The organism is Halalkalibacter suaedae (assembly GCF_017939705.1).
In the GTDB taxonomy this organism is placed as follows: Bacteria; Bacillota; Bacilli; order Bacillales; family Bacillaceae_D; genus Halalkalibacter; species Halalkalibacter suaedae.
Genome location: NZ_JAGKSQ010000001.1, coordinates 742,773 through 756,427 on the forward strand (window position 1 = coordinate 742,773; position 13,655 = coordinate 756,427).

At 39.4% G+C, this 13,655-nt stretch carries 12 protein-coding genes and 1 riboswitch; of the genes, 6 read left to right on the forward strand and 6 right to left on the reverse strand.

The features are described from left to right. Positions 1-154 precede the first annotated feature (154 nt). Positions 155-3,613, reverse strand: a complete 3,459-nt coding sequence (locus tag J7W16_RS21865; RefSeq protein WP_246879809.1) for a choice-of-anchor I family protein — start codon at positions 3,611-3,613, stop codon at positions 155-157. A 609-nt stretch (positions 3,614-4,222) separates the two neighbouring features. Between J7W16_RS21865 and J7W16_RS03565 the strand changes: the two genes are divergently transcribed. Continuing rightward, a complete protein-coding gene (locus J7W16_RS03565; RefSeq protein WP_210595806.1) occupies positions 4,223-4,393 on the forward strand; it encodes a hypothetical protein in 171 nt (56 codons plus the stop codon). A gap of 49 nt (positions 4,394-4,442) precedes the next feature. Here J7W16_RS03565 and J7W16_RS03570 read toward each other — a convergent pair whose 3' ends face one another. The 5 genes from J7W16_RS03570 to J7W16_RS03590 all read right to left on the reverse strand — a co-directional run bounded on the left by J7W16_RS03570 (position 4,443) and on the right by J7W16_RS03590 (position 10,529). Continuing rightward, positions 4,443-5,204 (reverse strand): 3-oxoacyl-ACP reductase, encoded by a 762-nt coding sequence (locus J7W16_RS03570; RefSeq protein ID WP_210595807.1) that lies wholly within the window; start codon positions 5,202-5,204, stop codon positions 4,443-4,445. A gap of 75 nt (positions 5,205-5,279) precedes the next feature. Beyond that, positions 5,280-5,388: riboswitch (TPP riboswitch) on the reverse strand. A gap of 84 nt (positions 5,389-5,472) precedes the next feature. Further along, a complete protein-coding gene (locus tag J7W16_RS03575; protein WP_210595808.1) occupies positions 5,473-6,738 on the reverse strand; it encodes an L-lactate MFS transporter in 1,266 nt (421 codons plus the stop codon). An 875-nt stretch (positions 6,739-7,613) separates the two neighbouring features. Continuing rightward, entirely contained in the window at positions 7,614-8,372 is a 759-nt protein-coding gene (locus J7W16_RS03580; RefSeq protein WP_210595809.1) for a PepSY domain-containing protein, read from the reverse strand. 103 nt (positions 8,373-8,475) lie between these two features. Continuing rightward, positions 8,476-9,837, reverse strand: coding sequence for a sensor histidine kinase (locus tag J7W16_RS03585; RefSeq protein WP_210595810.1), 1,362 nt, complete (start codon positions 9,835-9,837; stop codon positions 8,476-8,478). Beyond that, positions 9,834-10,529 carry a response regulator transcription factor gene (locus J7W16_RS03590; RefSeq protein ID WP_210595811.1) on the reverse strand — a complete coding sequence of 232 codons (696 nt, stop codon included), beginning with the start codon at positions 10,527-10,529 and terminating at the stop codon, positions 9,834-9,836. The genes J7W16_RS03585 and J7W16_RS03590 overlap by 4 nt, the downstream gene beginning before the upstream one ends. Positions 10,530-10,936: 407 nt before the next feature. Here J7W16_RS03590 and J7W16_RS03595 point away from each other — a divergent pair, with 407 nt between their 5' ends. The 5 genes from J7W16_RS03595 (at position 10,937) to J7W16_RS03615 (ending at position 13,599) form a co-directional block, all read left to right on the forward strand. Then, on the forward strand, positions 10,937-11,782 hold the full coding sequence (locus J7W16_RS03595) for an STAS domain-containing protein (protein WP_210595812.1): 846 nt from the start codon (positions 10,937-10,939) through the stop codon (positions 11,780-11,782). Positions 11,783-12,074: 292 nt separating this feature from the next. Then, positions 12,075-12,239: a glycine zipper domain-containing protein gene (locus J7W16_RS03600; protein WP_210595813.1), complete on the forward strand. Its 165-nt coding sequence runs from the start codon at positions 12,075-12,077 to the stop codon at positions 12,237-12,239. Between the two features lie 75 nt (positions 12,240-12,314). Next, positions 12,315-12,590: a hypothetical protein gene (locus J7W16_RS03605; protein WP_210595814.1), complete on the forward strand. Its 276-nt coding sequence runs from the start codon at positions 12,315-12,317 to the stop codon at positions 12,588-12,590. A gap of 53 nt (positions 12,591-12,643) precedes the next feature. Continuing rightward, positions 12,644-13,111 (forward strand): GNAT family N-acetyltransferase, encoded by a 468-nt coding sequence (locus J7W16_RS03610; protein WP_210595815.1) that lies wholly within the window; start codon positions 12,644-12,646, stop codon positions 13,109-13,111. Positions 13,112-13,158: 47 nt separating this feature from the next. Continuing rightward, positions 13,159-13,599, forward strand: coding sequence for a regulatory YrvL family protein (locus tag J7W16_RS03615; RefSeq protein ID WP_210595816.1), 441 nt, complete (start codon positions 13,159-13,161; stop codon positions 13,597-13,599). The last annotated feature ends 56 nt before the right edge of the window (positions 13,600-13,655 follow it).

The following is a 13,655-nucleotide window of genomic DNA, read 5'->3' on the forward strand; positions in this document are numbered from 1 at the left end:
CTGCTATGTTATGAGCCGAATCTGCTACTTTATGAGCGAGATTCACTAGGTTATGAGCCGCACCCACACTGGCTGGCTTTCCCTAAAATAAAAGCCCATAACAACCCAACAAAAAAGAGCATCCCTTTGTAAAAGGAATACTCTCTTTAGAATTCTATAAAAGCATCTGCTGCTTTCTTCTTTGGTAAAAGTACAAGCTCAAGCCGACTGCCATGATCCAAAATCCAATAATCAATCCGTTAAAGAAGTTCGTTGCTGTCTCAGGAAGTTTTTCTCCCTTAGAACCCTCTGATTTGTCTGTACCAGCAGAAGTATCCTGATCCTGATCTTTGTTGTTATCCTTTTCTTCTCCGCTTGTCGGATCCTCTTCGCCGTCTATTGGTTCAACAACCGGAACCTCTGTTTCAACTGGAAGAGTGCCTTCAATAATACGACCTTCAACCTCAGCATAGTCGCTGCCAACGATACCTAGTTCACTTACATACTCTGTAAATACATCATAATCAGGTATGTAAAGCTCAGTCATCCGGCCTTCATCCTTTGCTTCTTTTAACATCGAGTAACCATCGCCACCATCTGCCATGAAAGCATTTGTTGCAACAGTGTACATGTCACTAGGAACAATTGGCGTGTAGCCAGATTCCGTCTCCACTTCAACACCCGTTACTCGCTCAAAGGCTGGTTTTTCAATATCGTAGGCGAAGCGTAGACCTGCAACCTGCAGAAAACGTCCGTGCCCTTCGCCTGCTGTACTAACACTGACTTCTAAGGCTTCGATTATTTCAGCTCCTGTCAAATCTAGAGTGACAAGATTATTCGCAAAAGGTAATACTGTTAACACATCACCTAACGTAATATCGCCCTCATCAATTGACGCACGAATGCCACCCGCATTTTGGAAAGCAATTGTCGCAGGGCCACTTTCCTTTGCCTTCGAAAGCATTCCATCAGTAATTAAGTTTCCGAGATTTGTTTCCTTTGATCGAATGGCTTCGCGTTCTCCGTCAAGAAAGACATTTGTCTTGCCAACTACTTCTTTCTTTAAGTCTTCTATCGGCTGTTCAAGCTCCTTCAAGCGTGCAGCTGCGTCGGCATTTTCTTCAAAACCAGCAACAGCAAGTAACTGACCGTTCCACTTTTGTAGCTCTCCATCAGTGCCAAATGTAACATCGACACGACCGAGATACTCACCGTATTCCTTTGCTTGTAAAACGATAGTTGGTTCTGAATCAGTACCGAGTACAACTGGCTCAGTTAACTCAGTATGACTGTGGCCACCAACAATAATATCGATTCCTTCAACTTGCTCAGCTAATTGTAAATCAAAACGATGACCAAGATGAGTCAATGCAATGATTTTATTGATTCCAGCAGCACGAAGCATCGTTACCGTTTCACTTGCTTTGGCAATATAATCTTCAAACACAATGTTTTTACCTGGACCTGAGATAAATGCTGTATCCTCTGTTGTTAAACCGAAAATCCCAACCTGTTCTCCGTCAACTTCCTTTACAATCGCAGGATACACCTTGCCATCCTCAGCTGACTGGCCGACTGCATCAACAAACAAATCATTAAATGCAGGTTCTTGATCGTAATTAATATTCGCACTTACAATTGGGAAGTTTGCCTTTTTAATAAATTCCGCAAAGACTGCCGGTCCTTTGTCGAACTCGTGATTCCCCGGTACCATCGCATCATAGCCCATCATATTCATAAACTCTACGTCAGCTAAACCATTATACTGATTAAAGAATAATGTTCCAGAGAAAACATCTCCCGCATCTAGTAACAAAGAGTTTTCCACTTCGGCACGGACTGAATTCACAGCTGTGACGCGTCGAGCTACATCATTTAAATGGGCATGGGTGTCATTTGTGTGCATAATCGTTAATTCGAATGGTTCATTTCCAGGCTGCTCGACAGGTGTAGACGATGAAATCTCATATACTGACATTGTTCCTGATACTTCATTTGTCGCTAAAAGTAATGGCTTACCTGTTGCACTGTCTTCCTTTGCAACAAACATAAGCCCCTCTGTGCCTAAGTCTCCTGCTTCCCCACTCATCGGGTCCTTCGAAAAATCACGACTATTGAAATATGTCGTAAATGCTGGATTCGACGGGTCGGAAAGATTATAGACCATAATTCCACCAACGCGCTCCATCCCTATGAATGCATACCGCTGACCATCAACTTGCCCTATCTTGACATCCTCTGGCTCTGGACCCTTGTCGTCACTACGACTCTCACCTGTATTTTCAGTGTGATTTGCGTTGAAATTTTCTGTACCTACTCTCTCTAGTATGATTCTTTCAAAATCACTTCCGCTGTCAAACACAAGCTCCATTGTATCTGCATTCCAAACTGAGAATGAACGAGCTCCATAGCTATAAAGAGATTCATACAAACCATCCTCATTTTGTCCCATCTCACTTGTTACACGTAGTCTCCCAAGCTGATCATCATCAAACAAGCCATTTGCTACTAGTTCGTCAAGCTCTTCTTGTGTGTAACTAGGATACTTGTCCGCATTTAATTTCACCTTATCTTTTAATGACTTCACACGTGTTTCCTCTGAAAAGCCATCATAATCTCGGGCATCACCCTCATTAGCCGTTACGATATAGCTATTTCCATTAGCTTCATACATTGTAATACCATCAGGCTGATACATACCTAGGACGGGCCAAGGTTTAATATTAACCTGCTTATCTTTGTCTGATACATCGAGTGCGTTTTCTGGTAATGAATGATCCTTAAATCCTAAGCCATGTACATGCTTAAACTGCTTTGCTTCCAGATCCAAGACAGCAATTGCATTGTTTTCCTGTAAGGAGACATATGCCAACTTACTATCACTAGATACAGTAATATACTCAGGTTCAAAGTCTTTTGTCGCGTCTGCACCTGGTCCAAAAATGCGAACATCCTTATCAATATGGTCAGGTGACAATTGATTAAAACTAACTGTTGTTACGGCAGACTGGCTGACAGTCGGACCATTCTCAACGTTAATAATCGAGACAGAGCCCTCTGGATCAATCGTATAATCATCATTCGGCTCACCTTCGTTAGCAACTAAAACCATCTTGCCATCTGGGCTGAATGTTACCATATCAGGCAGTGCACCAACTTCAACATGACTAATTACATCTCCGTTAGCCTTAGCTAGAATAACTCGTCCATTATTACTCTTTGGTTTAGCCGGTACTGAAAAGACAATAAACTCACCACCCGGAGCAACAGCTACGCTCGTGATATCTCCAATGGCAAATCCATTACCTAAATCGAGTCCTGTTACATCAATTCGATTGTTACTCGACAAATTTAAGTTGTGAGGATTGGATAGGTCAACGATATCAATCGAACTACGACCACCATTTACAACAAAAGCCTGCTTCGACTTCTTATCATAAGCAACGATCTCTGCCCCACCATTATCAATTCCAGCACCACCGTTATAGCGCCCAATTAAACTTAACTGGATCTCCTCAGTTCCTTGCACCGTACGAGAACCATCTGCATTTGCCTCTACTACATTAGTTGAAAACGCAGGACTGACAACATTAAAAATGATTAAAAGAACAAGTAATAAACGTATTCTAGACAAGTTCATTCCTCCTTTTTTTGTACGCTTTCATTTTAATTGAGGAATACTAACGCAGTGTGAAAAGTGTAAAAGTTTGGTGAATAATGTCATAATTTTTTGTGTGATTTTTCCAACTGGTCCAATGAGGCTGGGACATAACTAAAGTGTCTAACTGAAATACCGAACAAAGCAATCATGTAGCGGATGAAATATACGTAGACTCCTGCGGGATGTAAAAGCCAAAGGTGAGACCCCACAGGCGTAGCGTGATGCGGCTCACCGGCTTCCCGCGGAAAGCGAAGTATATTTCAGGAGCGGCTTATGTCCGCTAACTACCATTGTTCGGGTTTTCTATTAGTTAAATCACTTTTGTCCCAGCCTCTTCTTCTGTAGGATCCTTTTTTAGCTGGATTCTGTTACTTTATGAGCCTAATATACTTAGTTTGGAGCTAGATCCTCTACTTTATGAGCCGAACTCACTTAGTTATGAGCCAAATTCCTTACTCTATGAACCTCACCAGCTTCATCCACATTTCATTCCCTCCCCCTTCTTAATTTCCTTTAAAGCATAAATACAAAAATAAGAAGAAAACTATCCTTGGATCAAATAAACCGATGAGGAGGTACATAATGATTAATCAAGATTATGATAAGTTGTATGATCTTCAGAAAAAGCACAAATCGCCATACCTAGGTGATTCTAAGAATGAAACATTCGCTGAGCCTAAAGATAACGCAAATTCTGGTGAATCGATGAGTGTTGGGGCAGAGGGTAGAAATGAGCATTTGAAGGAAAAATAGACAAGAAACAGCCAGCAACTCATAATGAGCTGCTGGCTATTTTCCTTTATTAATCCATTACAAGTCCACCGTCAACAACCAAATTCTGTCCTGTTACGGCTCTTGACCATGGTGAGGCAAAGAATAAGGTAACATCTGCTAACTCCGCTGGGTTGGTCACTTTTTGCAATGGTGTTGTTGCTTCAATAATCCCGAAAACCTCCGCTGTAGTCACACTGCTTGCATCTGTTTCACGAAGAAGTCCGCCTGAAATCATATTAACGGTAATACCATATGCTCCAAGCTCCTTCGCCATATTTCTTGTTAGTCCAAGCAAGGCTGCCTTGCCTGTCGTGTATTCATGGTAGGCAACCACTGGATTTTGAACTAGGTTAGTGCCGATATTCATAATTCGTCCGAACTTCGCTTCCTTCATATCCTTAAGGCATGCTTGAATCGTATTCAGTGCACCCTTCACACTACCATCTAACTGCACTTGAAAATCAGACCACTCTAAATCATCCGCACTCTTTTGAGCAACAGGATCAAATTTAAAATTAACTAAAGCATTATTAACAACCGTTGTAATCGCTTGTCCAAAATGCTCCTTCGCTCTTGTAACCATCGCCTTGACCTGTTCCTGATCACGTACATCAGCTTGGATCGCGATTGCTCGTTCACCTAGCTCCTCCACTAATTTATGGGCAAGGTCTTCGCTTTGATAATAATTTACAATCACGTTTGCCCCTTCTCCTGCAAAGCTTCTCGCGATATCGGCACCTAATCCGCGACTCGCCCCTGTAATTAATACCGTCTGTTCTGAAATCTTCATCTGCCATCCTCCTCCATTTTTCGGGAACAAAAAAAGACCTCATTCCACTTAGGAACCTGGTCGAAGTAGGCTAGACAAATGCTGCTTCTACTTCCCCACGCTGGCATGATCCAGATCAGGTCCCAAGGGTCAAAAAGTGCTTCTTTTTTCTCAGCCGGACTAACCGGCTCCCCTAGTAGTTCTTGTATTGATTGTACTTCAACGCTCTGAAAATCGCAAAAAATAAAGAAAACAGGTAGGAAAGGCTCCTACCTGTTTTCTCATCAAACTATGATACCTGCACTCCTTGTTGCTTCCCAAGTGATTTCTCTGTTTTCTTAATATCAGCTCTCAGCATGAGCGATACAATGAAAGCGGCGATAATCAACGCCAGGAATGTAAAGAAAACAGGCGTGTAGCTATTTGTTTGATCTCGAATTGTCGAAACAAGCATTGGCCCAAACACCCCACCTAGAGACCAGGTTGTTAAAAGATAACCATGAATGGCTCCGAGCTGCTTAGTCCCAAAAAGGTCACCGATAAAGGCAGGTAGATTAGAGAACCCCCCACCGTAACAGCTAACCACAAGTAGGATAAGCAGTTGGAACAGGAAGATATTTGTTGTGAAAGGTAATGTGAAGAAGGCGATGATTTGGATGATGAAGAAAATGATAAACACTGTTGGCCTGCCGATATAGTCAGAGGCTGCCGCCCAACCAATCCGTCCACCACCGTTAAAAATTCCCATGATCCCTACCATCGTTGCAGCCGCAGCAGCAGAGAGTCCGACAACTTCCTGAGCCATTGGAGACGCCACTGAGATCATCATGATCCCGGCTGTTGTGTTAATCAGCATCATTGTCCAGAGCATCCAGAAGCGCTTTGTTCTAACCGCTTCCTTAGATGTGAGCTGTTGTAGATCTTTTTTGATGACTTTTTGTCCTGAAGCAATATCCCTTTTCATCCGCTCTGGCATCCAACCCTCTGTCGGTGGTGCAATGTACATCGCACCGAGCGTCATCAGAACAAAGTATGAAAGACCGAGTACGTAAAATGTATTAGCAATTCCAATTGAATTCATCAAATTTGCTGCGACAGGGGCGGTAAGTAGAGCACCAGAACCAAATCCAAGTACAGCCATCCCCGTTGCTAAACCTCTACGGTCTGGGAACCATTTAACAAGGGTTGATACCGGAGAAATATATCCAATCCCTAGACCCAAACCACTTAGTAAACCATATGTAAGTAAAAACATCGGGAGTGAATCAATCGCAATTGCGACCCCTGACCCCGCCTGACCTAAACCAAATAATACAGCTGCCACCAAAGCCGATTTCCGAGGACCATTCTTTTCAACAAACTTTCCAAAAAAAGCAGCCGATGTCCCCGCAAGTGCCATCATAATCGTAAAAGCAATCGTTACTTCTGTTGCTGACCAGCCCATCTGCTCGCTGACTGGCTTCGTGTAGACACTATACGCATAGGCCCCGCCGATTGAAAGGTGGATGGCAATCGCCGATAAAGCAATCAACCACCGATTTTTAGTAGAATTCATGTTCTTCCTCCCTTTCCTTTATATGTAATGTAAGCACTTACATTAACTAGCGTACAATGAAACTGTAAAAAAATCAAACAATTTTAAAGATTGAGGAATTTTTAATAGGCTTATAGGGCTGGTTATGGGGATTATGAGCGGGGTTGGGGGGTTTATGAGCGGGGTTGATGCTTTTATGAGCGGGATCACCTACTTTATGAGCCGAATTAACATTTTTATGAGCGGGACCCCATTGGCTGGCTTTTCCATCAATTATTCCTTCTTAAAACCAAGCAATTTAACTAAAATCCAGCTATTTCTCTGGCTTCTTCTCAGATGCTGCATTCAATGGAGCTTGCTTTCATAGATGAGATGCTTGTTATGAGCCGAATTGGGGATTTTATGAGCGGAATTGATGCTTTTATGAGCCGGATCAGCTACTTTATGAGCAAGATTCACCCTTTTATGAGCGGGCCACCCCATTGGCTGGCTTTTCAATCAATTATTCCTTCTTAAAACCAATTAACTTAACTAAAATCCAGCTATTTCTCTAGCTTCTTCTCAGATGCAGCATTCAGTGGAGCTTGCTTTCATAGAAGAGATGCTTGTTATGAGCCGAATTGGGGGTTTTATGAGCCGGATTGATGCTTTTATGAGCCGAATCAGCTACTTTATGAGCCAGATTCACCCTTTTATGAGCGGGGACCCCCATCGGCTGGCTTTTCAATCAATTATTCCTTCTTAAAACCAATCAATTTAACTAAAATCCAGCTATTTCTCTAGCTTCTTCTCAGATGCTGCATTCAGTGGAGCGGTCTTTCATAGATATGAGGCTGTTTTATAGCTGGATAACAAAAAAAACGCTGCCAGATCCAACTCCAGCAGCATAAACCAAATTAATCATCATCACCGTCATCATCATCATTATCATCATCATCATCTGTTTCAATTTCCAACATAATCACCTTACCAGTATAAGCATCTATTTCGATCTCTGCTTTTTGATTTCCATTTACAATTTCCACTTCATAGCTATGGCTACTGTCGTCATCAGCATCCAGTTCTAATTCCACAATGGTTCCAGCAAAATTATTCAAAGCGATTTTCTTTGCTTCGTCATTGCTAATGACAGTCTTCTTTTTAGCAACAATGGTTGTTGTGCCAGCCTCTTCTGTTACCTGTTCACCTTGGCCGTTGTCATCGTTGTTAGTTTCTTTAGTTTGATTAGCGGCTTCCGGCTTTGGAGTGGCTTGCTGATCGACAGCAACATCTTCTGTCTTCTCTACCTCACGATCATCATCATTGCTAACCGCTTCATCTGCATTTGTGTCAACTGCGACCTGTTCATTTTCGTTTACGATTTCTTTAGCAATAGCCTTCTCTTCAAGTTTCAATACATCTCCTGAATCAGCATCGATCTTTAGTTCATATTCCTTTCCATCTAACTCTACTTCAACCTCATATACGTTGATATTTCCTTCTCTTTCTAATTCCAATTCGTTAATGACACCAGGATATTGGGACGTCACTTGATTTCGGATATCCTCTTTCGATAGGTTTGGCTCAGCATTTGCTACTAAAGATTGAAAAGTTGCCACTCCCAATACGCTTGCTACAGATATTGCACCAACTGCGATCATTATTTTTTTCTTCATTTTTTATTCCTCCTGTTGATTTGATACCCTTAGTTTATACATCCATTATGAAAGGAGGATTTGATGTAGATTAAAATTTGATGAGAAAATGATTATTTCTCTTTTAGTTTTCATTAATAATAGGCATTCGCAGGATAAATGTTGATCCCTGCCCTAATTCACTGTTCACAGATAATTCTCCTTCATGGGCCTCTGCAATCGACTTTGCAATCGCTAAGCCTAATCCAGTCCCACCCGTATCTCTATTCCGGGCTTTATCCACTCGGTAAAAACGGTCAAAGATTTGTTTCTGGTCTTTTGATGAAATTCCTTTTCCATAATCCTGAACTTCGACAATCGCTTGTCTATTTTCCTGTAATAATCTGATATGAATCGTGTTCTGACTATATTTTATTGCATTATCTATTAAAATATAAAACAGTTGCTTCAGCTGATCTCGATCTGCTTTCACCGTCATCGTTTCACGCCTTTTTTCAATAAAAATATCTCTTTCAGATACTCCATTAAATACTTTGACTGTTTCATCGATTAAACCGACAAGATCAACAGATGCACTTGGCTGAAGCTGTTTATTTTTTGCTAGGGAGAGCATTTGTTCAACTAATTTGTTCATACGATTTGCTTCTGAATCAATGGCAAGAACAGATTCTTGAAATAGTTCCGGCGTTGCTATGCCTCTACGCTCTAACATCTGAGCATAGCCTTTAATGATTTGAATCGGAGTTTTCAACTCATGTGATGCGTCGGAAACAAACATCTCCTGCTTTTCATAGCTTTCCTTTAGATATTCGATCATCTGATTAAAGGTCAGCTCCATTTCATGCAATTCATCATGCGAACGATTAGACATATCAAGCTTTTTCCACTTACCTTGGATCGTATTCTCATTCATCGTCTTGATTAGATTTTTAATTGGCAGGAGCAAAAACCTACTTAGGATCGAACTGCCAATAATGATCGGGATCAGCACAAGGAAAGATAGGATAGATAATACATAAATTAACGTGCGTAATGTTTCATGCAATGAGATCAAATGATTGGATACTTGAATGGTTACAATCTCGCCAGCATGCTCACCGTTCCTCCAAATGATCGGTTTTTCAACAACTGCTATATCAGGTGCGTTTTTCATTGAAATCATTTCCTGTGATTCCATCGATGTGAAGGTCCATGGCAGTGTCGAATAATCTCTTGATCTAGTTTGTTCAATCATTCTTACTTCACTTTCTAGAATAATTCGGATCATGCCATTTGCAGGGAGGTAGGCTTCTAACAATTCACTCGTATCAACCTCAGGATTTTCATTTAATGCCTGCGTTACATCATTTATCACCAGCTTTAACTCATTTAGCTCCGTGTTTGTGCTCATATGATAAAAGAAATAGTAGATCGAGATGTTCACAAGCAAAATCAGCACAAGCATAAATAAACTAGAAGACAGAACGATTTTTGTTCTTAGTTTCATGAACTCATGTCCCTTATCGAATAACCTATACCACGTACTGTTTGTATATATGCTGGTTCATAGTCATTATCTATTTTCTTTCTTAAATAACGGATATACACATCAACGACATTTGTCTCACCCACGTAATCATATCCCCATACTTGTTCAACAAGATGCTCCCTTGACATCACAATATTCTTATTTCGTAATAAGCAGACAAGGAGGTCAAATTCCCTTTTTGTTAAGTCAATCACGTCTTTTCCTCTTACTACCTCTCGGCCATCTAAATCAACATGCAGCTCGCCGATCGAAATTCGATTATTGATTTCCTTCTTCGCCATTTTAGGTGCTCTTAGATGGACACGAATTCTTGCTAAAAGCTCTTCAATCTGAAATGGCTTTGTGATGTAATCATTCGCACCCAGATCCAGTCCGCTTACTTTATCATGTATTTCATCCCTAGCCGTTAATAAAATAATCGGTGTCTGTTCATCCGTTTTTCTAATCCTTCGCAATACTTCAAGTCCACTTAATTCAGGGATCATAATATCTAATAGTACGAGGTCCCAATCTTTCTCCTTCATAAGTCGAAGTGCATCCTTACCATTGTTAGCAATTTCCGTTACATAATTTTCATATTCCAATTCCAGCTGCAGCACCCTGCTAATCTTCGGTTCATCTTCTATAATTAAAATCTGAGGCTCACTCATGATCCACCTACAATCTTCAAAATTTATATTATTTATTCGCCTTATCCCTTTAGAAATTCCTCCATTATTGACCTGAACATAATGAAAAAGGTATAGGCTTAAGCTAGCATATCATTTATATCTAAAAATGTTCCCAATTAATTAGTAGTAGAACCTACAGTAACGAGGAAAAAGAGTTCATTCGCCATCTTTTATTCCATCTAAAAGTAGATAGACGATTCAAGCTTATACAATTTTCTTTGAAAAATAATAAATTAATAGGTTTGAGATCCTACTAGTATGGGTATTATCTTTTAGTCTTAGTAGCATTTTTTACCAGCGAGGTAGGAGAAACTCACACAACCTCGAGCGACAAATCTTTCAGCTTCTTTCATTAGTACTTAATAAATTAAAAAAGGAGAACTAAAATGGATATTGTTTTCGAGCCTTCATTTAAACTGAAAGACTTCTTTAAAGAAAATAAAGATCATTTTGAATCTACTTTGTTATGTGAAGCGGTAAATGTCAGAGATAAAATTAATGAAATTCTGAAAATCGGTAATATTGATTTAGTTAATAATGCACACCACTTAACGGTTTATATTATTAATCATGAAGATCACGAACTCAAACAATTTGCCAAAAAGGAAGGAATCGCTTGGGCGACTCATTCAATTGAATTAACCTTTAAACTCGAATGGATTCAAGCTATTCGTAGAACATTATGGATTTTCATACATAAGTATTATGAACTACTTGACCACTATAAAATGAATGATTTTTTTCAGTTGGAACAAGAGATTAATAATAGAGTAGATATGTTTTTAAATACATTTTTTCTTGATTATTCTACATATAAGGATTCGTTGATTCATGCACAGAAAAAATTAGTTGAAAACCTCTCCGTTCCCATTATCCCAATCAATAATACAATTAGCATCCTACCGTTAATTGGAGCGATTGATCCAAGTCGCATTTGTATTATTAAGGAAAAAGTATTAACAGAGGTTTCAAATTTACGTATTCACACGTTAATTATCGATCTATCAGGTGTAGCTAGTATGAAACAAGACATTACTGCTGAACTTCTAAAGCTTATTGATGGAATCTCCATGATGGGGTGCTTCACAGTCATTACAGGCTTACGTAAGGAAGTTGTCAAAGAGATGGTTGAATCCGGAATTACATTTGATCCTGATACTAAGAAGCTAGGAACCTTGCAACAAGCCCTTGATCAATACCTATTACAAAAAAAATCAGCTGCTTTTGCATGAGGATTTGAGAAAATTTCAAAATGAGCAAGAGAGCTTTCCATGTGAATATATGTAAGTCAGTTACCAGAAGCGTTTCTCTATAGGGACGCTTTTTTTATACTAATAAAAGGAAAATAATGTTAAAATACAAGTGAGATTGAACAAAGCAAATAAGGAGAAATGACTATGACCATAGAGGCTTCCTACAACTTAAGGGAGTTTTTTATGCCAACGAATAGGAACATAATGGTAGCCTGGGGCTAAACATTTAGATCTACCTTCTACTAAAAGTAAGAGAAAGGGATTGTTCTTGATGCAAAAGGTGGGAAGAGGTACTTTCTTAGCAATTGGTACTGCAGTAGGGATTGCCTTTGGATCGACTTTCTTTGATAATCTAGCTCTTGGAATTATCTTAGGCTCTTTAATTGGGGCAATCATTGATATAGTCATTTATAGGCATAACAAAATTAAACAATGATTGTGGCTTACTTGATTAAATGGCTTAAATAGAAGACATTTATTTTTTTAGAATAGCAAGTATAGGAGGAGAAAAATGAGGAAAATCTTTTCGTTCTTATCACTACTCTCTACACTATTGGGATTAAGTATTATTATTTCAATGTCGCAGGGAGGGAACCTTTTAGACACCTTGACATTTGGAGCAAACGCCATATTCATTTTCAACCTCTATCCTTTGCTTGGTCTTCTCTTTGCTTTACCTGCCGAGAAAAATAGGTATAGAGAGATATTAATTATATGTAGCATCATTATTCTTGCAGTTAGTTTAATCTTCACGTTTGTAGGTCTTTTCGGTTTTCAAGAACCTTAATTTTATTTACTGATTAAATAGTATAACTACACTTAAAAAAGGACGGAACACATATGAATATTAGACTTGCAGAGGGAAAGGATTGCAAACAATTAATCAAGCTGAGATGGGACTCCACAATTGAATTTGATGAAAAAAATGAAATTGAGGAGGCTCTATATGACGATTTTGAGAAAGAATGCCAAGCTTTCTTAGAAAATGCTCTTACTAGTGACCAATGGTTTATTTGGGTCGCAGAGGAAAATGGAAAAATTGTCTCAAATATTTACATAAAATTGATTCAGAAAGTGCCCCGCCCTGGGAGAGTAACCTATCCTTTTGCTTATATGACTAACGTATTTACTACTAGAGAATTCAGAAACAAGGGCATCGGGAGTACGTTACTTTCTCGAATAAAGGAGTGGACTAGGGTAAATAAATATGAATTTATCATTGTTTGGCCGAGTGATGATAGCATTAATTACTATAAGAAAAATGGTTATATTCATTGTACAGAGCCTATGGAGTATTGTCCTTCCTAAAAGGTGCAAATGATAAAAGGAGAGCTAGTCAGAGGAGAAACAGAAATATGTCAGAGAATAAAAATGATTCATTTCGTGATAAGAATATAAAAGGAAAGATTGTAACAGTTATCGGGATAGCCATTCTCTTTTTATTGGTGTTAGGCTTTGTCATAGGACTTTTGTTCTTTGGTTTTGCAGGGATTTTCGAACTACTCGGCGTTCAATATCAATCTTTCTGGTCCTTACTTATTTTTGTTGTCAGTTTCTTTATTCTGGGCCTAGTTGTCGACTTGTTTTCTATTGCCATTTTCAAGCTGACTTCTCAACATTTAACCAGGAAAGTGAAGGTGTTTTATAAATTCAGTATTGAAAGCATATTTAACTGGATCGCTCTGTTTACAGTAGATGAATGTATGAGTAGTATTACACTTTCTATTAATACAGAAATGATTATTGCATCGCTACTTGCTGTGTTGGAGATTGTTTTTGATAAGGATAAAGATTAAAAGAGCCAGATGTCTGCATGAACGATGCATAGACAACTGGCTTTTCTTGTGTTGAG